General features: G+C 68.3%; 23 protein-coding genes. 16 read left to right on the forward strand and 7 right to left on the reverse strand.

The genetic code is table 11. The annotated features are described in order from the left end of the window. The gene (locus SB771_RS02060; protein WP_011658288.1) at positions 1 to 759 is read left to right on the forward strand and encodes a TIGR00730 family Rossman fold protein; all 759 of its coding nucleotides are present in this window, start codon (positions 1 to 3) and stop codon (positions 757 to 759) included. 400 nt (positions 760 to 1,159) lie between these two features. After that, complete coding sequence (locus SB771_RS02065; protein ID WP_011658287.1) at positions 1,160 to 1,438, forward strand: hypothetical protein; 279 nt, start codon at positions 1,160 to 1,162, stop codon at positions 1,436 to 1,438. A 110-nt stretch (positions 1,439 to 1,548) separates the two neighbouring features. On the opposite strand, the gene SB771_RS02070 is transcribed toward SB771_RS02065, so the two are convergent. Continuing rightward, complete coding sequence (locus SB771_RS02070; protein ID WP_012365626.1) at positions 1,549 to 3,075, reverse strand: AMP nucleosidase; 1,527 nt, start codon at positions 3,073 to 3,075, stop codon at positions 1,549 to 1,551. Between the two features lie 140 nt (positions 3,076 to 3,215). On the opposite strand from SB771_RS02070, the gene SB771_RS02075 reads away from it, so the two are divergent. The 5 genes from SB771_RS02075 to SB771_RS02095 all read left to right on the forward strand — a co-directional run bounded on the left by SB771_RS02075 (position 3,216) and on the right by SB771_RS02095 (position 6,732). Then, on the forward strand, positions 3,216 to 3,623 hold the full coding sequence (locus SB771_RS02075) for a hypothetical protein (protein WP_006753400.1): 408 nt from the start codon (positions 3,216 to 3,218) through the stop codon (positions 3,621 to 3,623). Positions 3,624 to 3,730: 107 nt separating this feature from the next. Next, complete coding sequence (locus tag SB771_RS02080) at positions 3,731 to 4,729, forward strand: homoserine kinase (protein WP_175659588.1); 999 nt, start codon at positions 3,731 to 3,733, stop codon at positions 4,727 to 4,729. Beyond that, positions 4,720 to 5,529: a BPSS1780 family membrane protein gene (locus tag SB771_RS02085; RefSeq protein WP_175659589.1), complete on the forward strand. Its 810-nt coding sequence runs from the start codon at positions 4,720 to 4,722 to the stop codon at positions 5,527 to 5,529. Before SB771_RS02080 ends, SB771_RS02085 begins: the two co-directional genes overlap by 10 nt. 178 nt (positions 5,530 to 5,707) lie before the next feature. Next, positions 5,708 to 6,160, forward strand: a complete 453-nt coding sequence (locus SB771_RS02090) for a MarR family winged helix-turn-helix transcriptional regulator (RefSeq protein WP_165752729.1) — start codon at positions 5,708 to 5,710, stop codon at positions 6,158 to 6,160. A gap of 152 nt (positions 6,161 to 6,312) precedes the next feature. Beyond that, positions 6,313 to 6,732 carry an organic hydroperoxide resistance protein gene (locus tag SB771_RS02095; RefSeq protein WP_175659590.1) on the forward strand — a complete coding sequence of 140 codons (420 nt, stop codon included), beginning with the start codon at positions 6,313 to 6,315 and terminating at the stop codon, positions 6,730 to 6,732. Positions 6,733 to 6,840: 108 nt separating this feature from the next. On the opposite strand, the gene SB771_RS02100 is transcribed toward SB771_RS02095, so the two are convergent. After that, positions 6,841 to 7,017, reverse strand: a complete 177-nt coding sequence (locus SB771_RS02100) for a DUF3563 family protein (RefSeq protein WP_006753395.1) — start codon at positions 7,015 to 7,017, stop codon at positions 6,841 to 6,843. 81 nt (positions 7,018 to 7,098) lie between these two features. After that, positions 7,099 to 8,208: a PHB depolymerase family esterase gene (locus SB771_RS02105; RefSeq protein ID WP_175659591.1), complete on the reverse strand. Its 1,110-nt coding sequence runs from the start codon at positions 8,206 to 8,208 to the stop codon at positions 7,099 to 7,101. Between the two features lie 247 nt (positions 8,209 to 8,455). Here SB771_RS02105 and SB771_RS02110 point away from each other — a divergent pair, with 247 nt between their 5' ends. From SB771_RS02110 to SB771_RS02125, 4 genes are all read left to right on the forward strand, one after another. Continuing rightward, on the forward strand, positions 8,456 to 9,154 hold the full coding sequence (locus SB771_RS02110; protein ID WP_175659592.1) for a phosphatase PAP2 family protein: 699 nt from the start codon (positions 8,456 to 8,458) through the stop codon (positions 9,152 to 9,154). Between the two features lie 136 nt (positions 9,155 to 9,290). Beyond that, a complete protein-coding gene (gene modA / locus SB771_RS02115) occupies positions 9,291 to 10,088 on the forward strand; it encodes a molybdate ABC transporter substrate-binding protein (protein ID WP_175659593.1) in 798 nt (265 codons plus the stop codon). Positions 10,089 to 10,098: 10 nt separating this feature from the next. Next, on the forward strand, positions 10,099 to 10,776 hold the full coding sequence (gene modB / locus SB771_RS02120; protein ID WP_034177091.1) for a molybdate ABC transporter permease subunit: 678 nt from the start codon (positions 10,099 to 10,101) through the stop codon (positions 10,774 to 10,776). Positions 10,777 to 10,870: 94 nt separating this feature from the next. Further along, positions 10,871 to 11,614, forward strand: a complete 744-nt coding sequence (locus SB771_RS02125) for an ATP-binding cassette domain-containing protein (RefSeq protein ID WP_138848534.1) — start codon at positions 10,871 to 10,873, stop codon at positions 11,612 to 11,614. 123 nt (positions 11,615 to 11,737) lie between these two features. On the opposite strand, the gene SB771_RS02130 is transcribed toward SB771_RS02125, so the two are convergent. The 3 genes from SB771_RS02130 to SB771_RS02140 form a co-directional block, all read right to left on the reverse strand. After that, the gene (locus SB771_RS02130) at positions 11,738 to 12,577 is read right to left on the reverse strand and encodes a TOBE domain-containing protein (RefSeq protein ID WP_175659594.1); all 840 of its coding nucleotides are present in this window, start codon (positions 12,575 to 12,577) and stop codon (positions 11,738 to 11,740) included. A gap of 48 nt (positions 12,578 to 12,625) precedes the next feature. Continuing rightward, complete coding sequence (locus SB771_RS02135) at positions 12,626 to 14,257, reverse strand: CHAD domain-containing protein (protein WP_175659595.1); 1,632 nt, start codon at positions 14,255 to 14,257, stop codon at positions 12,626 to 12,628. A 126-nt stretch (positions 14,258 to 14,383) separates the two neighbouring features. Continuing rightward, complete coding sequence (locus SB771_RS02140) at positions 14,384 to 14,767, reverse strand: tautomerase family protein (RefSeq protein WP_011658272.1); 384 nt, start codon at positions 14,765 to 14,767, stop codon at positions 14,384 to 14,386. Between the two features lie 109 nt (positions 14,768 to 14,876). Between SB771_RS02140 and SB771_RS02145 the strand changes: the two genes are divergently transcribed. From SB771_RS02145 to SB771_RS02165, 5 genes are all read left to right on the forward strand, one after another. After that, the gene (locus SB771_RS02145) at positions 14,877 to 15,734 is read left to right on the forward strand and encodes a LysR family transcriptional regulator (protein ID WP_012365617.1); all 858 of its coding nucleotides are present in this window, start codon (positions 14,877 to 14,879) and stop codon (positions 15,732 to 15,734) included. Between the two features lie 39 nt (positions 15,735 to 15,773). Next, positions 15,774 to 16,697, forward strand: coding sequence for a DMT family transporter (locus SB771_RS02150; protein ID WP_175659596.1), 924 nt, complete (start codon positions 15,774 to 15,776; stop codon positions 16,695 to 16,697). Between the two features lie 67 nt (positions 16,698 to 16,764). Then, entirely contained in the window at positions 16,765 to 17,544 is a 780-nt protein-coding gene (locus SB771_RS02155) for a sensor histidine kinase (RefSeq protein WP_175659597.1), read from the forward strand. A gap of 76 nt (positions 17,545 to 17,620) precedes the next feature. Next, on the forward strand, positions 17,621 to 18,964 hold the full coding sequence (locus tag SB771_RS02160) for a hemolysin family protein (protein WP_012365614.1): 1,344 nt from the start codon (positions 17,621 to 17,623) through the stop codon (positions 18,962 to 18,964). Between the two features lie 46 nt (positions 18,965 to 19,010). Next, complete coding sequence (locus SB771_RS02165; protein ID WP_175659598.1) at positions 19,011 to 19,595, forward strand: thiamine phosphate synthase; 585 nt, start codon at positions 19,011 to 19,013, stop codon at positions 19,593 to 19,595. Positions 19,596 to 19,645: 50 nt separating this feature from the next. On the opposite strand, the gene SB771_RS02170 is transcribed toward SB771_RS02165, so the two are convergent. Then, positions 19,646 to 21,289, reverse strand: coding sequence for a DUF3459 domain-containing protein (locus tag SB771_RS02170; protein WP_175659775.1), 1,644 nt, complete (start codon positions 21,287 to 21,289; stop codon positions 19,646 to 19,648). Between the last annotated feature and the right edge of the window lie 72 nt (positions 21,290 to 21,361).

The raw sequence follows: 21,361 nt of genomic DNA on the forward strand, positions 1-21,361 counted from the left end.
ATGAACAAGAGAAAAGTGATTCCGAGTCTGCGTTCGCTCGCAGATCAAGAACGCGCGACGGCCAAGAAGGCGCGCGCATCGTGGCAGATGTTCACGATTATGGCAGAGTTTATCGAGGCGACCGAGTACCTGTCGGAGATCCGCCCGGCTGTCAGCATCTACGGTTCTGCCCGTCTCAAACCCGACACGCCGCACTACAAGCTCGCGGTGCAGATCGCGCGCAAGCTGTCCGACGCCGGCTTCGCGGTGATCTCCGGCGGCGGCCCCGGCATCATGGAAGCGGCGAACAAAGGCGCGCACGCCGGCAAGGCGCCGTCGGTCGGCCTGAACATCGAGCTGCCGCACGAGCAGGCGGGCAACCACTTCCAGGATATCTCGCTGCGCTTCCGTCATTTCTTCACGCGCAAGGTCACGTTCGTGAAGAACTCCGACGCGGTGATCGTGATGCCGGGCGGCTTCGGCACGCTCGACGAACTGTCCGAAGTGCTCACGCTGATCCAGACGAAGAAGTCACGCCTCGTGCCGATCATCCTCGTCGGCAGCGCGTTCTGGCAGGGGCTGCTGCAATGGTTCCGCGACCAGCTGATTCCGATGGGCCTCATCAATCCGGAAGACATGAATCTGATGCAGGTGATCGACGATCCCGACCAGGTGCTCGACGCCGTGCTCGCGTTCTACGAGGACAGCGGCGAGGAAGAAGGCTCGGACGGCGACGGCCAGCCGCCGCGGCCTGAAGAAGACCGCATGTTCTATCTGTAATTCGATCGATGTCGATGGCCGGCCTCACGGCCGGCATCGCGCATCCGCACCCCGCGCGGCAGGCATGGCGATTTCGCCACCTGCCGCGTGTCATTTTGTAACGCCGCGTTAATCCCGCTGCACGTTTACGCACCGCCGAATGTCAAATCGGGGCAGCCTGTGCCGCGCAACGCGAATGCCCCGTTCCGCGCCTGCGCCCGTCATTGTCAAATCGTGCGGCCGGCCATTGATCCGGGTCGGGCCGCCGGCCTGGAATCCACCGTAACAAACACGCCTCGCCTTTTTCGCGCGATGCCCGCACACTGCATCTCGTCGGCGTGGCGTCCCCCCGGTGGGCACGATCCCCCCTCGCGTCCATCGCGTCGCGCCGGCCTTTTACAACGACATCACGGAAAACAACATGCAACGCTCGCTGATTGCCCTTGCCTTCGCCGGCCTCGGTCTTTCACTGTCCGGCCTCGCCCACGCCGTCAACGTCGACGTCAACATCGGCACGCCCGCACCGGTCGTCGTCGCGCCTGCGCCCGTGGTGATCGTCGGCTGGCACGGCGACCGCTATTGGGACGGCCGTCGCTACTGGGAACGCCGCGAGTGGGAAGATCACCAGCGCCATCGTGGTCACGAAGGCCGCGGCGGCTATCACTGCCCGCCGGGACACGCGAAGAAAGGCGAGTGCTAAGCAACTGAACATCGGGCCGGTACGCCCGCACTGAAGCGCAACGAACAAGGCCACACGCGAACGAAGGTTCGCGTGTGGCCTTTGTCGTTGGGGCGCGGCGGCGTGCGGCGTTATTGAAACGCCACTTCCGCAAAACTCCGCAGCTTGCGGCTATGCAGCTTGTCGAGCCCGTTCGTGCGCAGGATCTCCATCGCCTTCACGCCGATCTGCAGATGCTGGTCGACCTGCCCGCGATAGAACGTGTCGGCCATGCCCGGCAGCTTCAGCTCGCCGTGCAGCGGCTTGTCCGACACGCACAGCAGCGTGCCGTACGGCACGCGGAAGCGGAAACCGTTCGCGGCGATCGTCGCGCTTTCCATGTCGAGCGCGATCGCGCGGCTCTGCGACAACCGCTGCACGGGCTCGCGGTGATCGCGCAACTCCCAGTTGCGGTTGTCGACGCTCGCGACCGTCCCCGTGCGCATCACGCGCTTCAGTTCGGCGCCCTCGAGCCGGGTGACCTCGGCCACCCCGCGCTCGAGCGCGAGCTGCACTTCGGCGAGCGCCGGGATCGGCACCCACAGCGGCAGGTCGGCATCCAGCACGTGATCCTCACGCACGTAACCGTGGGCGAGCACGTAGTCGCCCAGGCGCTGCGTGTTGCGCAGGCCCGCGCAGTGGCCGAGCATCACCCACGCATGCGGACGCAGCACCGCGATGTGATCGGTGATCGTCTTCGCGTTCGACGGACCGACGCCGATGTTGACCATCGTGATCCCGCTGCCGTCCGCGCGCTTCAGGTGATACGCGGGCATCTGCGGCAGCCGCGGCGGCGCGACGCCCTCGACGGGCTCGCTGCCGAGGTTCGCGTTGTACGTGACGACATCGCCCGGCTCGACGAACGCGCTGTACTGGCTGCGGTACTCGCGCACTTCGGGATCGTCGCTCTCGGTCATCATCGTGCGGCCGAGCTTCACGAATTCGTCGATGTAGAACTGGTAGTTCGTGTACAGCACGTAGTTCTGGAAGTGCGTGGGCGACGTGGCCGTGTAGTGACGCAGCCGGTGCAGCGAGAAGTCGACGCGCGCGGCGGTGAACAGCGCGAGCGGATGCGGCTCGCCGTGCTGCGGCTCGAACGTGCCGTTGACGATGCGGTCGTCGAGGTACGACAGGTCGGGCGTATCAAAGATGTCACGCATCGCGAGCAGGCGGTCGCGGTCGAGTTCGCCTTCGAGATGGATGCCTTCGGGGAACGCGAAGTGAACCGGAATCGGCTGCGACGACACGCCGATCTCGATCTTCACATGGTGGTTCTTCGCCAACAGGCGCAGCTGCTCGCGATAGTAATTCGCGAACAGGTCGGGACGCGTGACCGTCGTCTCGAACACGCCCGGGCCCGCGACGAAGCCGTACGAGCGGCGCGAATCGACGTGGGTATTGACCTCGGTACGAATCCGCACGAACGGATAGCACGCGCGCACGTGCTCGGTGATCGGTTCGTGGCGGCGATAACGCGCGAACGCGTCGCGCAGGAAGCCCGTATTGGTGTCGTAGATGGCCGACAGCCGCGCGACGGCGGCGACGGAATCGTCGAATGCTTCGACAGGCGGGCTCTCGGGCATTAGCATCCGGTGCCGGCGGCTCAAATCGTTCTTCATTTTCGATACCTCATCTGATCGAACGACATTACCACGGAACCCGGTCACGCTCATGGCCGCCTGCTTGCAAGTCGCTTGCACATGAGGGCCGGGCAGCGCCCAGTATTTGCTAAAATCGGTGGGTTCACTGGAGACTCATCATGAAGCCGCTCATTCTCGTCGCCGCTGCTGCCGCATTTGCTGGCATGTTTGCCGCCGTCGGCACCGCTTACGCCGCAGGCAGCACGCCCGACGCCGACGCGCAGGCGCGGGCCGAGGCCAACGAAGCCGCCGGCCTGCCCGATCTCCGCAAGATCAACCGGCCCGGCGCCGAAGTCACGTCGAAAGTCGACTTCGCCGACATTCGCCGCACGCCGAGCTTCCATGAAAAGAGCAGGAACGGCACCGAGGTCACCGAGTATCGCGATCGCGGCAAACCGGTCGAGATCAACGTGAAGTCGAACTTCGGCACGCGCTACCAGATGAGTTCGACGCCCGACACGTCGCCGAAGCCGCACGACGCGGGCGTCCCGATCACGCGCCTGCCGTCGGTGAACCTGCGCTACTGATTTCCCGCCGCGCCGCGTCGGTCGCCACGCGGCGCACCGGCGCTCCCTTCACCTCCTGTCGCGCCGCACGCCGCGCGCGTGCCGACAACTGACCTGACGCATCTCGCATGGCCGTTTTCACCGCTGTTTCCGACTCCGATCTCGCGCAATGGATGCGCCACTACGAACTGGGCGACGTGCTGGCGTTCCGCGGCATTCCGTCCGGTATCGAAAACAGCAACTTCTTCCTGACGACGACGCGCGGCGAGTACGTCCTGACGATCTTCGAAAAGCTGACGGCCGAACAGCTGCCGTTCTACCTCGACCTGATGCGCCATCTGGCAAGCCACGGCGTGCCGGTGCCGGATCCGATCCCGCGCGACGACGGCGCGCTGTTCGGCCTGCTGCACGGCAAGCCGGCCGCGATCGTCACGAAGCTCGACGGCGCCGCCGAACTCGCGCCGGGGATCGAACACTGTATCGAGGTCGGACAGATGCTCGCGCGCCTGCACCTGGCGGGGCGCGACTATGCGCGCTACCAGCCGAACCTGCGCAGCCTGCCGTGGTGGCAGGAAAACGTCCCGGCGATCGTTCCGTTCATCTCCGATGCGCAACGCACGCTGCTCGAGGGCGAACTCGCGCACCAGGCCGCGTTCTTCGCGTCCGACGACTATGCGTCGCTGCCGAGCGGCCCATGCCACTGCGACCTGTTCCGCGACAACGTGCTGTTCGCGCACGCGGCGCCCGGCACCGGTCATGACGTACGGCTCGGCGGCTTCTTCGATTTCTATTTCGCGGGCTGCGACAAATGGCTGTTCGACGTCGCAGTGACCGTCAACGACTGGTGCGTCGACCTCGCGACGGGCGTGCTCGACGTCGCGCGCGCGGACGCGCTGCTGCGTGCGTACCAGACGGTCCGGCCGTTCACGGCAGCGGAGCGCCGCCACTGGAGCGACATGCTGCGCGCGGGCGCGTACCGCTTCTGGGTGTCGCGCCTGTACGACTTCTACCTGCCGCGCGCGGCCCAAATGCTCAAACCGCACGACCCCGGTCATTTCGAACGCATCCTGCGTGAGCGTATCGCCCACACGCCCGCGCTTCCCGAGACCCATACCGCATGCAACTGATCGAAGTACCCGCGAAAGCGGGCTATGTCTGGTTCCGCCAAGGCATCTGGCTGTTCCGCCGGAACCCCCTCGCGTTCATCACGCTGTTTTTCACGTACCTGCTGGCCATCACGCTGGTGTCGATGGTGCCGGTGATCGGCGCGGCGCTGCCGCTGCTGTTCATCCCCGGCATCGCCGTCGGCTTCATGGCCGCGTGCCGCGACACGGTCGCCGGCAAGCCGGTGATGCCGACGATCCTCATCGACGGCTTCCGCTCGTATGGCACCGCGACGACGCAGCGGCTGCTCGTCCTCGGCCTCGTCTATGTCGCGCTGATGGTGGCGGTGTTCGCCGCGTCGTCCATCGTGGACGGCGGCGGGCTGCTCCACATGATGCTGGGCGCGACGAACGACACGAGTCCGACGCCGGAAGCGCTTGCCGCGCAGGGCACGGTCGGCGCGCTGCTGCTTGCCACCCTGCTCTACGCGCCGGTCGCGATGCTGTTCTGGTTCGCGCCGGTGCTCACCGCGTGGCACGACATCCCGCCCGCCAAGGCGCTGTTCTTCAGCGTCGTCAGCTGCTGGCGCAATCGCGGCGCATTCGTCGTATACGGGCTGCTGTGGTTCGGCGTCGCGCTCGGCTCGTCGTTCGGCCTGTCGCTGCTGCTGCAGGCGCTCGGCGCCGGTGCCTATGTGCTGACGATCATGATGCCGGTGACGATCATCATCGTCACGATGATGTACTGCTCGTTCTACGCGACCTATCGCGGCTGCTTCGGCGTGCAGGAACCGGGCGCCCCGACGCCCACGGCCGGCCGCTGATGCCAACCCGGCCGGCGCACGCAGCCGGCCGTCCATCCCTTCCCGGCCAGCCCGACCCCGGTTTCGCGGGTTCCGGCTGCCACCCGGTCCCTACGCGTTGCCCCTGTTCAATCGAATCTTTTGCGCGCAAAATAATTTGCGTACAAATCGTTAGCGCGTTCGCCGCGCCGCCCGAATCATGGACCGCCTCCCCCCGCTGCCCCAGACGCTCGACGAGCAACTCTGCTTCGCGCTCTACTCGACTTCGCATGCGATGACGAAGGCGTACAAGCCGTTGCTCGACAAGCTGTCGCTGACCTATCCCCAATATCTGGCCATGCTCGTGCTGTGGGAACGCGACGACATCGCGGTGAAGGACATCGCCGCCCGCCTCGACCTCGACCCGGCCACCGTCACGCCACTGCTGAAGCGGCTCGAGGCGCTTGGCTATGTCGAGCGCGTGCGCAGCGCGACGGATGAGCGCGTCGTGAACGTGCGCTTGACTGCGGAAGGCCGCGCGCTGAAGGTCAAGGCGCGCTCGGTGCCCGGCGATCTCTTTTGCGCGATGCAGCAAACCCCCGAGTTTCTGGTCAGGCTGCGCGCGGATCTCCAGCAGCTGCGCAACGCGCTGGCGGCCGCCAACGAAGGCTGACGAGCCGACCGGTCGCGAGCCGGCCGGTGCGTCAGCCTTTTCTTCAAAATTTCATTTGCACACAAATCATTTGTGTTCTATATTTATCTCGTGGCCGGCGACATCCCAGTTCGACCGGACCGCTTTCCCCCTTTTCCGACAGGAGCTGCACGATGAACATTCTGTACAAGACCAGCGCCACGAGCACGGGCGGCCGCGACGGCCGCGCGGTTTCCGCCGACAACAAGCTGGAAGTGAAGCTGGCCGCGCCGCGTGAACTCGGCGGCACGGGTGCGGAAGGCACGAACCCGGAGCAGCTGTTTGCCGCAGGTTACTCGGCCTGTTTCCTGAGCGCGATGAAATTCGTCGCCGGCCAGAACAAGCAGACGCTGCCGGCCGACACGCAAGTCACCGCGGAAGTGGGCATCGGCCCGAACGACGCAGGCGGCTTCGGGCTCGACATCGAATTGCGCATGTCGCTGCCGGGGCTCGACAAGGCCGACGCACAGGCGCTGGTCGACAAGGCGCACCACGTGTGCCCGTACTCGAACGCGACCCGCAACAACGTGCCGGTACGCCTGACGGTCATCTGACGCGCCACGCGACGCCGAATGCAAAAAGGGCGTGTGCGGCTACTTGCCGCACACGCCCTTTTGCGTGATTCGCCGGACCGGCTGACGAGCCGGCCCGCGCTGCGCTGCTTAACGCGAGCCGAACGAGAACGGACGGTTCATCGCCGCTTCGCGATCGATCTTGCGCATGCGGAATTCGAGGTCATAGATGTCGGTGGCTTCGGACAGGTACGCGTCGGCGCGCTCTTTTGCGGCCTTTTCAGCGTTCTTGGTCAGCATCAGGAAGAGGTGGCTCAGCAGGTACATGGTCGATCTCGCAATCCAAGGGTTCTTTGACTAGGGTTTTCCCGAATTATAGGGAAAACCCTAGTCCTTGGCTAGCGTCGATCAGACGGTGCGTCGTTCGGTCGCCACAGTCCGACGATTCTGTTCGAAAAAGGACCAGATCATCGCGCTCGCATCGGGGCCAATCGCCGCATGAAACGGTACGGCTTCGTCGCCGCCGGCCCACGCATGATCGAGCCCCTTGACGTGACAAAGCCGCACGACCGGCTCCCCGTCGCGGCGCACGTCGGTGATGTGCGCGCCCGCCTCGCGCGTCTCCACGCGCTCGCCGCCGCGCAGCGCGCCCCGGCTGTCCGCGAGCCCGTTCAGGCGCATGAACTGCACCGTGAGCTGGTCCGCATTCTTCGGCGCGACGACGTGGTCGGCGTCACCCTGCACGATCAGGGCCGGCATGCCCGGATACGCACTGGCGTCGATCAGCGCGTCGAGCACGGCCGCCGGGTTCTCTCGGAGCCCGCGCCGCATCACGTCCATCGCACTGATGCCGGAATTCGCCTCGCCGAGCGCCGGGCCCGAGTGCAGCGCGACCGCCGCGAAGTGATCCGGATGGTGCAGTGCGAGCAGCGCCGCCAGCCCCGCGCCGGCCGACAACCCCGCGACGTAGACGCGCGATGCGTCGAAACCGTGCTCGTCGACCAGTGCATCGATGAGCGACGCGACCGTATCCGCTTCGCCACGACCCGCGCGATCGGTATCCTCATACCAGTGCCAGCAGCCATGCGCGTGCGCACGCTGCGACTGCTCCGGATACAGCACCGCGAAGCCGTGCTTGTCGGCCAGCAGGTTCATCCGCGTGCCCTGCGCAAACTCGTCGACCGATTGCTGGCAGCCGTGCAGCATCACGACGAGCGGCATCGCCCCGCGCCGCCGGCCGGGCGGGACATAAAGCCCGTATGCGAGCTGCTGGACGAGGCGGCCGAGCGCGGGCGCCATTGGATGCTCGCCACGCGTCCACTCGCCTGCCGCCCATGCAGCCGCGCGCGGCCGCACGCGCGACTCGCGCGGCGGGGACAGATCGGTGGCGGCGCTCGAGGCCGCGGCCTCGAGCGTATCGCGCGCGATCCGCTGTGCATCGCGCGCCCCACGTTTGGCGGCCGGGGACAGCATGCGTTTCACGCCGCCCAGCCATACCTTCGTCAGACTTTTGGTCATCAATCGGGCTCGCAGTCAGGAAAAATAGGGGCACGATACTCGATGCATCGTTCGACTTTGTGCAATGCACCATAACATTGTTTCTGGGATTTTTCCTGCGCGCGGATAGTTCCCGGCGGCGCAAAAAACGGGCCTCGACCGGCCGCGGCGCTATACTGGGGTTTAACCGCTTGTATCCGTTGTAGTCGTTCCGCCCGGCTCGCGCGTTGATTTAAGCATTTGTCCCGCCTCTGCCCGTTCCTTCCCGATGTTCGACCTGCCGTCTCACCTGTGGATCACGATCACCGCGTTCGGTGGCGCTGGCCTGACCTTGCCGCTCGCGATCACGATCGCCGTATGGCTCGCGCTCGGCTACTCGTGGCAGCGCGCCGCCGCGTGGCTCGGCGTGCTCGCGGCCGCGATCGGGGTTGTCGCGCTCACCAAGATCGCGTTCCTCGGCTGGGGCATCGGGATCCGCGCGTGGGACTTCACCGGATTCAGCGGCCACGCGATGCTGTCGACGTCGGTCTACCCCGTCGCGATGTTCCTCGCGCTGATCCGCACGCGCACGCCGGTGCGGATCGCCGGCATCGCGCTCGGGCTCGCGGCCGGCATCGCGGTCGGCGTGTCGCGCGTCGCGCTCGCCGCCCATTCGCCGTCCGAATCGATCACCGGCTGCATCATCGGCGCGATCGCCGCACTGGTGTTCATCGCCGGCTCGTGGCAGGCGGTGCCGCACCGCTGGTCGGTGCCGGCGGTCATCGCGAGCCTCGCGCTCGTCACGATCGCGCTGCATGGCATCACGGTGCCGTCGCACCAGTGGGTCACCAAGGTCGCGCTGGAGCTGTCGGGGCACGAGCGGCCGTTCGTCCGCGCCCGCTGGAAAGCCAATCCGAACTATCGGCCGGCATCGCAGCCGTCGTCGCTGCACCGCACGGGGTTGTCACTGCCGTCGCTGCACGCGTGACGGGCCGCGCGCACGCCACTCCCGCCGCGTTTCACGTCTGAAGGTTTCATGCGTCCCGGCGCGTGAACGGTATGTCGAGCGTTATAACCTCCCCTATATTACGATTACGGTTTTCAACCATTCGAACGACCCGACCATGCGCTCAACCGTCCGCCCGCTTCGCCGCACCCTGCTGCGCCTGTTGCCGCTCGCCACGCTTGCCGCGGGCATCGCGTTCAGCGCGCCGGCTTCCGCTGCCGACGAGCTGGTCGTGTCGGCAGCCGCGAGCCTGACGAACGCGTTCAAGGCAGTCGGCGATGCGTACCACAAGCAGCATCCGGACACCAAGGTGCTGTTCAATTTCGGCGCGTCGGACGTGCTGATGCAGCAGATCGCCAAGGGCGCGCCGGCGGACGTGTTCGCTTCGGCCGACCAGAAGGCGATGGATCGCGCCGTCACCGAAAAGGTCATCGTGCCCGGCACACGCCGCGATTTCGCGGCGAATTCGCTCGTGCTGATCGTGCCGGCGGACAGCCACGCGGCCGCGCCGACGTCGCTGAACGACCTGACGGCGCCCGGCGTGAGGCGTATCGCGTACGGCGACCCGGCATCGGTGCCGGTCGGCCGCTATACCGAAGGCGCGCTGCGCGCGGCAGGGGTGTGGGACGCCGTCAGCGCCAAGGGCGTGCTGGCCGCGAACGTGCGCCAAAGCCTCGATTACGTCGCGCGCGGCGAAGTCGACGCGGGCTTCGTGTTCGGCACCGACGCGGCGATCATGCCGGGCCGCGTGAAGATCGCCCTGACCGTGCCGACGCAGACGGCCATCACCTATCCGATCGCGGTGGTCAAGGACAGCCGCCATGCCGCGCAGGCGCAGTCGTTCATCGACTTCGTCGCGTCGCCGCAGGGCCAGGCCGTGCTGTCGACGTTCGGCTTCAAGCCCGCGGGCAAGTGAGCACGGGATGATGCAGGACGCGTGGGTACCGCTGCTGTTGTCGCTGAAGGTCGCCGGCTGGGCGACCGCGCTCGACGTCGTGCTCGGCGTCGCCGCCGCCTTCGTGCTCGCGCGCTGGCGCTCGCCGATGCGCGACGTGGTCGATTCGCTGCTGACGCTGCCCCTCGTCCTGCCGCCGACGGTGCTCGGCTATTACCTGCTCGTGCTGCTCGGCCGGCGCGGCGTGTTCGGTGCGTGGCTCGACAAGCTCGGTATCGAACTCGTCTTCACGTGGCAGGGCGCGGTGATCGCGTCGATGGTCGTCGCGTTTCCGCTGATCCTCAAATCGGCGCGCACCGCGTTCGAAAGTGTCGATCCGCACCTCGAACGCGCGGCCCGCACGCTCGGGCTCGGCGAAGCCGCGGTGTTCTTCCGCGTGACGCTGCCGCTCGCCACGCGCGGCATCCTGGCCGGCGCCCTGCTCGCCTTCGCACGCGCGCTCGGCGAATTCGGCGCGACGCTGATGATCGCCGGCAACCTGCCCGGCCGCACGCAGACGCTGTCGGTCGCGATCTATGCGGCGGTGCAGGCCGGCGACGACAGCACGGCCAACTTCCTCGTGCTGGTGACGTCGATCACCTGCGTGCTCGTGCTGCTCGCGACCGGCTGGCTCGTGCCGTCGCGCGCCGGGCGGAGCCAGCCGACATGACGCGCCGATCGCATCGTTATCGCTTCGCGGCGACACGCGTGCCCGTTGTGCGCGCGGTTGGCGGCGCGGGCGGCGCGGCACGACGGAGGCCCGCATGAGCGTCGTCGTCGACATCCGCAAGACCTACGCGAGCGCCGAGCGACGCTTTACGCTCGACGTGTCGTTCGCGGCCACCACGCAGCGCGTCGTGCTGTTCGGGCCGTCCGGCGCGGGCAAGAGCATGACGCTGCAGGCGATCGCCGGCCTGCTGTCGCCGGACGAAGGCACGATCACGCTGAACGGCGAACCGCTGTTCGATTCCGCGCGCGGCATCGACGTGCCGACCCGCGCGCGCCGCGTCGCGTATCTGTTCCAGGACTACGCGCTGTTCCCGCACCTGAACGTACGCCAGAACATCGCGTTCGGGCTCACGCCCGGCCTGCGCAACCCGCGCGCGAAGACGGTGCCGCCCGAAGTCGCGTACTGGCTGCAGGCGTTCGAGCTCGACGCGCTCGCCGGCCAGTTTCCATCGCAGTTGTCGGGCGGACAGAAGCAGCGCGTCGCGCTGGCCCGCGCGCTGGTCGCGCAGCCGCACGTGCTGCTGCTCGACGAACCGTTCGCGGCAATCGACGGCGCGATGCGCCAGCGCATGCGCCACGAGCTCGCCGAACTGCAGGCGCGCCTCGATATCCCGATGGTGCTCATCTCGCACGATCCCGACGACGTCGCCGCGTTCGGCGACCAGGTCGTGCAATTGAGCGAAGGGCGCGTGCTGGCCGCAACGCCGCACGCCGAGTGGCCGACGCGCGTCGTCGGCGCGCACGACGGCCGTGGCCCGGGCGGCCACGCGGGGGCCTGACGGAAGCCGCACGGCGGCATAAGTTGGAACAACGGGATCGAAAGCGGCGCGTCGTGCACGTCGGGCGGCGCCGGTTTCGCGTCGTCGTCCCACAGTCGTCGAAAGCGAAAACCGCGCGCGCGATCAGCCCGTCACCGCGAGAATCACGCTCGATGCCTTGAACAGCGCGATCGCGCGCCGGCCAACGTCGAGTTGCAACGCTCCGACGCTGTCGTTCGTGATGACGGCCGTCAGCGTGCCGCCGCCGTCGAGCGCCAACGTCACCTCGCTGTTCACCGCGCCCGCCGCGACGGTTTCGACCGTCCCGTGCAACTGATTGCGCGCGGACACCTTCAATGTGGCTTCGGCTTCATCGGCGACCGCCAGCACGACCCACGACGCCTTCACGAGCGCGCACGCATCCGTGCCCGGCGCCAGGCCGAGCGTGTCTGCGCTTTCGTGCGTGAGCACCGCGACGATCACCTGCCCGCCGGGCAGCACGAGCGTCACTTCGTCGTTCACGGTGCCGCGCACGATCGTCTCGACCTTGCCGAACAGCTGGTTGCGCGCGCTCGTCTTCATGCCGATCCGGCCGATCAGCGCCCAATCGACGTCGAAGCCGGACACCGCCGCGCTCGCCGCGTCGATGAAGCGGCGATGCTCGCGCTCGATCGTGCGAAACGCGGCGATCAGCGACGTCGCGCGCGGCGTCAGCGTCGTGCCCCCGCCGCCCTTGCCGCCCGTCGAACGCGTGACGAGCGGCTCACCGGCCAGGTTGTTCATCGTATCGATCGCATCCCACGCGGCCTTGTAGCTGAGGCCGACGGCCTTCGCCGCGCGCGTGATCGAGCCGGTGTCGCCGATCGCCGCGAGCAGCGCGATGCGGGTCGCGCCGCCGAGCGTCTGCGGGCCGGCGCGCAGCCATAGTTCGCCGCCCAGTCCGAGCGGTCCGGCGGAGGAGGAAGGAGGCGACGTGTCGCTCATGGGTGGGTCTGCAGAAAACGGGGGGCCATTATAGGGAGCGCGCGCCGCTCAACGCGGCTTGCCGTCGAGTCTCGGCGGACGCAGGCTCGCGAGCAGCGCCTCGGCGTCGTGCGCCGCGCGTTGCTCGAGCGCGGCACCGTAGCCGCGTACGAAACCGAGCTGATACGTGGGTGCCGCCAGTTGCTCGAGATGATGCTGAGCGACAATCGTGTCGTTCGCTTCGCCGAGCACGCTCTGCACGCGCGCGAGCGTCTTGACTGTTTCGTTGCGCGTGCGGCGCGACGCGAGCGACGCGAAGAATTCGAGCGCATAGCGCAGCCGCTTCGCGTCGATCCGCACCTGGTGCCGCGCGGCCGTATCGAGCGACGTGAGCGACGGCGATGCATACAGATGGCCGAACAGCCGCCGCACGCGCTTGGTCGCGTGTCGCCGCAGCGACGGCGCGTCGTGGTCGCCGGCAGCCGGCGGCAGCGCGAGCGTGCTCAGCCATTCGAGCCAGCCGAGCGTCAGCCGCGCATAGCGTGCCGAATGCAGCGCCTGGCGCAGTTCGATGCGCGCCGCCGTCGCCTGCGCACGCGCGGCGTCGAGCGTGCCGTTCCAGTCGGCGCTGCCGCCATCGGCCGCGATCAGCGCGGGCAGGCTTTCGGTCGAAAACACGTCCCAGTCGCGCACCGTGCCGAGGAGCGACGCGAGCCAGCGCAGGTCGACACCGAAGGTTTCCTGCCACTGATCGTCCGCGAAGCGCGGAAAGAAGCGCATCAGCGTGCGCAGCCGGCGCAGCGCGACGCGCATCTGGTGCACGAATTCGGGATCGTCGCGATCGAGCACGCCGCCCTCGTTGCCGAGCCATTGCGCGGCGATGTCGCCGGACAGCGCGAACAGCGCGGTTCGTTGCGTGCGGATGCCGGTCAGGTCGACGAGTTTCGCCTTGACCGGCCCGGTGACACCCGGCTCGCCCGCGCACGCGCGATCGATCACGCTGGTCAGCTGCATGAACGCGGGCCATGCGCCGCTGAGCTCGCGCGCGGCGGCGAACAGCGCGCGCAGCGCGGCCGTGCGGGCGGGGACGGTTTCCCAGTCGGGCGCCGCCAGGCGCAGCTCGACATGGCGGCGCGGCAGCTCGGCGCCCCCGTGCAGCGTGACGTCGTCGAGCGTCATCTCGACCACCACGCCGCTGTCGTCCGCCCATCGCCCGCGCCGCCGCTCGGCGACGAGCCGCAACGGCGCCGGCCCGGACGATGCGGCGACGGCCGCTTGGTCAACGGGGCCGGGTGTCGTATCCGCGCCCGTGGCCGACGCCGATTCCGGATCGGTGCGCGGCGCCGGCGCTGAGGGCGGCGTGGCCACGGCAATGCCGGCATGCTCGGCGTCGAACCGCTCGCGCGCCATGACGCCGGGCGCAAATGCCTTCGTGCGGGATGCGACGACACGCCGCCCCTGCGCGTTCGACTCGATCCACGTCCACCAGCACTCGCCGGGACTCGGCTCGGCCTCCTCGACCTGGCACGGCTCGATCGTCACGCGCTCGTGGCCGCGCCGCATCCGCACCTGCGGACAGATGCGCCACGCACGGACGAGTTCGGCGCCGAAGTCGCGCGGCTCGCCACGGGCCCGGCTTCCCGACTTGACTTGCCAGGCATCCAGCGACAGGCACAACACGATTTCCAGCACACGCGACATGGAGGCTCCCGCACATGAAGAAGCGCCGGCTCATCCTGCGTGCCGGCGTCGTCCGCGAATCGGCTTCCATAGTACACGGCGCGAAAACGCGCGGGCGACGATCCGGCCCTGCCGCCCTGTCGCGCATCAAACGGCGTATTGCGCGATGCCGTTGCCGAACGACCAGTCCTCCTTCAGCACTTCCACGAGACTGATGAACACGTCCTGCTGCCGCACGCCGGGCTGCCGCGCGAGGTTCTCGGTGATGGTCCGGTACAGCGCCCGTTTCTGCTCGAGCGTGCGCGTGTTGTTCGCGGTGATCTGGATCATCACGAGATCGTCGCTGCGTTCGATGTCGAAGTAGTGGCGGCCGAACACGAAGTTCTCGGCCGAGTGCTCGGTCACGACCATGAAGATGTCGTCCTCGGGCACGTTGAACGTGTGCATCAGCGCGCGATGCACGCCGTCGACGAGCGCCGCGCGGTAGGCGGCCGGTTTGCCTTCGCGCACTGCGATTCGGGTGAATGGCATGGTCCTGCTCCTTTCGATGACGTTGAAAATCGGGAACGCAACGTCAGGTTAGGCGCGCAGAACTATAATGAACAGTCATCTATCCATATTTCATTCATTTACATCTGAAATGAAAGTACTCGACCTCGATGCGGTGCGCGCGTTCGTGCTGGTCGCCGATCTCGCGAGCTTCACGCGCGCCGCCGACGCGCTCGGCACCACGCAGTCGGCCGTCAGCCTGAAGCTGAAGCGGCTCGAAGCGCACCTCGGCAAGCCGCTGCTCGCGCGCACGCCGCGCGTCGTCAAGCTGGCGGCGGACGGCGAAAACTTCCTGCCCGCCGCCCGCGCGCTGCTCGACGCGCACGACCATGCGCTCGGCGCGATTTCGGCCGGCGTGCACCGGCTGTCGCTCGGCGTCAGCGAGCACGTCGCGGTGCCCGACCTGCCGGCCGTGCTGACGAGCCTGCACCGGCAGGATCCCGGGCTGTCGCTGGAAATGCATCTGGGGACGTCGTCGAACCTGCTCGCGCAATACGACGAACGCCGGCTCGACGCGGCGATCGTGCGGCACGAGCCGGGCGAGGACCCGCCGCGCGACGACGGCACGCTGCTGTTTACCGAACCGCTCGCATGGCTTGCCGCGCCCGACTGGGCGCCGCGCGCGGGCGAGCCGCTGCCGCTCGCGGTGCTGGCCGGGCCATGCGGCGTGCGAGCCGCCGCGCTGCGCGCGCTGGAGCACGCGGGGCGGCCGTGGCGCGAGCGCTTCACGGGCGGCGGCGTCGCGGCGGTCGCGGCGGCCGCCGCGGCCGGGCTCGCGGTCTGCCCGCTGGCCCGGCGCGTCGCGCCGCGCACGCTGGTCGACGTCGGCGCGAAATTCGGCTTGCCGCCGCTGCCGCACTCGCAGGTCGTGCTGTATTCGCGGGTGCGCGACACCCGCGCGGCCGCCGCCTTGCGGAGGTTTGCCGACAGTCTTGCAATCTCGGCGTAAACTACGCGCTTCGCCGCCCGCAATCCTCTGACGAATTCGATGAAGCCCGAAGCCCGCAAGCACCTCCGCGCCAACCTGCTGATGCTCGGCGCCGCCGCGATCTGGGGCTCGGCGTTCGTCGCGCAACGGCTGAGCCTCGACGTGATCGGGCCGTTCCTGTTCACGGGGCTGCGCTTTCTGCTCGGCGGCCTGGTGCTGATCCCGCTGCTGACGTTCAACCCGGCGTCGCGCGCGCAACTGGCGGCGATTCGCCGCGAACCAGCGCTGCTGGTGCCGGGGCTCGCGCTCGGCGCGCTGCTCGCCGTGTCGATCTCGCTGCAGCAGTTCGGCCTGCAGTACACGCGCATCGCGAACGCGGGCTTCATCAGCTCGCTGTACGTCGTGATCGTGCCGCTGATCGGCGTGTTCGTCCGCCACCGGATCGGCGCCGGCACGTGGTTCGGCGCGCTGCTCGCAGCGATCGGCCTGTATTTCCTCAGCATCGACGAGCATTTCTCGGTGCTCTACGGCGACTGGTTCCAGCTCGCGGGCGCGGTCATCATCGCCGCGCACGTGATGGCCGTCGGCCATTTCGCGAAACGGCACGATCCGCTCGTGCTCGCCTTCCTGCAGTTCGTCACGTGCGGCGTGGTGTGTCTCGCGGCCGGCCTCGTGATCGAGCCGGTCAGCGTCGCGATGCTGCGCAGCGCGCTGCCGACGCTGCTGTACGGCGGGCTGCTGTCGGTGGGCGTCGGCTATACGCTGCAGGTCGTCGCGCAGCGCGACGCGGCGCCCGCGCACGCGGCCGTGATCTTCAGCATGGAAGGCGTGTTCGCGGCGATCGCCGGCTGGGCCGCGCTCGGCGAGACGCTGACGCTGCGCGCGCTGGTCGGCTGCGCGCTGATGCTGGCCGGGCTGCTCGCGTGCCAGTTGCTGCCGAACGGCGACGCCCGGAAAAAGGACGAGGACGCGCTGCCGGCGTGACACGCGCGATCCCTATAATGACGATTCGCGTGTTTTTCATCACAACCGCATCCAACAAACCAGCTCCGTGACGTCCATTCCCGTCGATCCCGCCGCCGACCTGCTGCGCGAACGCGCAGCGCACTATGCCGCCGAGGCCGCGCTGTTCCTGCGCGACCAGGCGCTTTCCACCGCGTCGCACGACCTGCGCAGCCCGCTGAATGCAATGCACAGCTGGGCATATGTGCTCGAGCGCCAGCTCGCGAACGCCGATCCGAGCCTGCAGCGCGCGCTCGCGGGCATCCGCACCGGGATCGATCAGCAGGTTGCGCTGATCGACGACGTGCTCGACGCGCCGCGCGCGGAAACGCGCACGCTCGCGATCACCGCGCAGCCGTTCGCGCTGCGCCCGCTGCTCGACGACACGCTCGCGCTGGTGCGCTTCGCGCTCGCTGACGCCCGGCAGGTGAGCATCGATGCGACGCTGCCCGACGGCGAGCCGTCACTGAGCGCCGATCGCGAACGCCTCGCGCAGGCGCTCTGGACGATGCTGACGACGGCCGTCGAAGCCAGTGCCGCCGGCAACCGCGTGACGTTCGCGTGCACGCGCGACGGTGCGCAGTGCGTCGCGCATGTCACCTGCGGCGTGAGCGCCGCGGCGCTCGCCGATCAGGCGCTGCCGCACGCGTTCGACGCGTTCGCACGTCGCGAGATGCTGCGCTCGCGCGACGCGAAGCGCGTCGCGTGGGTGCTCGCACTATGCCAGCGTGTCGCGCTCGCGCACGGCGGCACCTTCACGCACGCCGCGTTCGCCGACGGCGCCGTCGTCACGCTGTCGCTCGCGGTTCCCTGCGAGGCGGCGGGCTAAGCCATCGGCCGCCCGGCACATTACATCTTCCTTTCCGGCCCTATACTGTTGGGCCTTTCATGACTGGAGCGATTCTTTGTTACAGATCTTCGCGCTCATCGGCGCGTTGTTCCTGGTGGCCCTGAACGGGTTTTTCGTCGCAGCCGAATTCGGCCTCGTCAAACTGCGCGCGACGCGCGTCAAGACGCTCGCCCGCAAGCACGGCCTGCGCGGGCGCATCCTCGCCGTCGTGCACGGTCGACTCGATGCGTATCTGTCCGCGTGCCAGCTCGGCATCACGCTCGCGTCGCTCGGCCTCGGCTGGGTCGGCGAGCCGGCGTTCGCGGAGCTGATCGGCCCGCTGCTCGACCTGATCGGCGTGGAGTCCGAGCGCATCGTGCACCTGATCTCGCTCGTGTTCGCGTTCTCGCTGATCTCGTTCCTGCACATCGTGGTCGGCGAGCTCGCGCCGAAATCGATGGCGATCCGCCAGTCGGAGAAGGTCGGCCTATGGGTCGCGCTGCCGCTCTATGCGTTCTACTGGGCGATGTATCCGGCGATCTGGGTGCTCAACAGCAGCGCGAACGCGGTGCTGAGGCTCGCGGGGCTGTCGGCCGACCACGGCGGCGATGCGCACTACTCGACCGACGAACTGAAGCTGATCCTGCGCGGCCGCCGCAGCGCCGCGGGCAATACGGCGCAGCCCGCGCGCGGCACGTACACCAACGACGAGTGGAACACGCTCGCGCATTCGCTCGATTTCTCGTCGATGACGGTGTCGGACCTGATGCGGCCGGCGCATGAAATGATCGGCCTGCGCCGCGACCTGCCGCTGCCCGACAACATGGAAATCGTCGCGCGGCACCGCTTCAGCCGCTATCCGCTGTTCGAGAATGCGTCGCGCGAACAGGTCAGCGGGCTGATCCACCTGAAGGACCTGCTGCTCGCGCGTCATGCGGGCGCGGCGCTGGAGGACCTGTCCGACTACGTGCGCCCGGTGCAGTACGTGAAGCCCGACACGCCGGCGCTGGAGCTGTTCCGCCGCTTCCGCAAGGGCGCGCCGCACTTCGCGCTGGTCGGCAACAAGGGCGAGAAGCCGATCGGTTTCCTGACGCTCGACAACCTGCTCGGCGCGCTGGTCGGCCAGATCCACGACGAATTCCGCCAGGGCGACTCGGACTGGACCCGCCTCGACGACGGCACGCTGATGGGCAAGGGCAGCCTGCCCGTCGTGTCGCTCGAGCAGGCGCTCGGCATCGACATCGACGAAGGCCGCGCGGAATCGGTCGGCGGCCTCGTGATCCAGGCATTGAGCGATTTGCCGACCGAAGGGCAGCGCGTGTCGTTCGATCGCTTCGACGTCGTCGTGAAGAAGATGAACGGGCCGCGCATCGTGCTGGTGCGCGTCTATCCGAAGACCGCGAAGGAGGCCGACGAATGACGGCCACCGCTCGCGCTTCACGCCCTTCCCGCCCTCGCCGCATGCGATGAGTGCGACGCTGCCGCGCTGCTGCGTGATCACGCCGGAGCCGGCGTCCGCGTCGGCCGCCGATTGCCAGGCGTTCCTCGAGCGACTGTCCGCCGTGCTCGCGCGCGGCGAGACGCTCGTGCAATTGCGCGTGAAATCGTTCGACGCGGCCGCGTTCGCGCGGCTGGCCGCCGATGCGCTCGCGCGCTGCACCGCGGCCGGCGCGCAACTGATGCTCAACGGGCCGATCGACGCGGCCAGCGTAATGCAGCTCGACGGCGCGGGCTGGCACCTCGACAGCGCCGCGCTGCGCGCCGTCGCACAACGGCCGCTGCCGGCCGCGCGCCGCGTGTCGGCCGCCTGCCATGCGGCCGACGATCTCGTGCTAGCCGCGCGCGCAGGCGTGGATTTCGTCACGCTGTCGCCCGTGTTGCCGACGCTCAGCCATCCCGGCGCGCCGACGCTCGGCTGGACGCGCTTCGCGGCATTGGCCGCGCAAGCCGTGATGCCGGTCTATGCGCTCGGCGGCATGACGCGCGCGCATCTCGACGACGCGCGCCGCCACGGCGCGTATGGCGTCGCGGGCATTCGAAGCTTCTGGTGAGTGGAGTGCGGCCGGGCGCGCCAGCGCCCAGCCTTCCGCGCGTTAAGCGTTCAGTTCAGATCGGCGCGCATGCCGCGCCATGTGCTGTCGTCGAGCCGGCGCACGTCGTGTGTGAGCGCGTAGTGGTTGACGTCCCCCGTCAGCCACGCAACGAGCGAATACGGCGGCAAATCCCCCTCGTCGATCCGGTCGCGTGCGCGCGCCGGCGTCTCGAACACGACCTGCCCTCTCGGCGCATCGAACGGCAACGCGTCGGGCGACAGGTTCAGTGCGATGGTCAGCGTCTCGTCGTCGGCGAGCTGCCACGACGCCACCAGCGCATCGGCATCGCCGTCACCGCCCGCCTTCAACGTGTGCGCGTCCCGCGGCCGACAATCGGCCAGCCGCGGCGCAATCAGCTTCGCGCGCACGGCAAGCGCCGACTGCACGAAATGCGCCCGATCGGCATCGCGCGCGGTTTCGTCGAAGATCAGCGGGATCTGCGGCGTCAGCAGCGACAGCGCGAGCGCGGCGAGCCCCGGCGTCTCGAGCTCGCCATGCTCGCTCTCGCGCCATACGCCGTCGGACAGCACCAGCGAGGTCAGCGCCAGCCCTTCGGCGCAGGGGCCGTCGCCAGTGGTAGCCGGCTGGAACGCCGCGCCGGCCGCGGTCAATGCACGGGCCAGCGTATGGATCGACTGGTGTGCCGAAATCCCTTCGTGCGCTGTCGTGCCGCGGTCCGTCAACCGATGCAGCGCGCGTTCGCCGCAACCGTTCCACTGGGCATCGAAATGGGTATCGGCCAGATGCACCGGATGACGCTCGCTGCCTAGCACGAGGTGGATCAGCCGGTCGGCCGGCACGGCCGCGCGCACGCGGTCGGCGATCTCGCGCAGCCACGACGCGCCGATCCGGTCGGCCTCGCGCAGCCGCAGCCCGTCGCAACGGTATTCGTCGATCCAGTACATCGCGTTGTCGCAGAAGAAGTCGCAGACTTCCGGATGATCGAGCGCGAGCGGCGGCGCCTGCAGCGGATCGTCGCGCGTATGGAAGAACGGCACCGCGTAATGGCGCAGTGCGTCGGTGCCGCTGCCGAAGCGTGCGTAATCGAGCTCCAGCAGCACCGCGAGACCGTAGCCGTGCGCGTCGTCGATCAGCGCCTTCAGCGCATCGGGGCCACCCTCGGCCGCGAGCGGCGCGAAAGGCAGGCTGTCGTGCGGCGACGCGAGCAACTCCAGCGCGGTCACGCCGAGACGCGCAAGCTGCGGCAGCCGGCGGCGCACGCCGTCGAAGCCGCCCACCGCGTGCGGACGAATCGCGTACAGCGCGATGTCTTCCCACGGACGTCCGCGCCAGAACGTGTTGCGCCACGTGAACGCGCGCGGATCGATGACCTCGCTCGGGCCGTTGAGCCCGTCGGGCTGCGAACGCGACGCGGGATCGGGAATCGACACGACATCGTCGAGCCGGTAACGGTAACGCGCGCCCGCACCGCATTCGACGAACGCTTCGAACCAGTTCCGACCGGCGGCCGTCATCGGGACGAGCGTCGTGCCATTACCGGTATCGAGTTCGAGCTGAACGTGCATGCTGGCCGGCGCCCACACGCGGAAATGCGTGCGCGGCGACTTGCCGAGCGCGCCGCAGGGCTGCGCGCCGAACGGCAGGCAGTGAATGTAGTGCTGCGCATACGGATCGTGCGAACAATCTGACATCATGCGCTCCTCATGCGTGCCGAGCAGCATGGCCGCGCGAACGGCGCGGCGCAGCGGGCCCGGCATGCGACG

It is taken from the genome of Burkholderia sp. SIMBA_051, assembly GCF_046534915.1.
Classification (GTDB): domain Bacteria; phylum Pseudomonadota; class Gammaproteobacteria; order Burkholderiales; family Burkholderiaceae; genus Burkholderia; species Burkholderia ambifaria.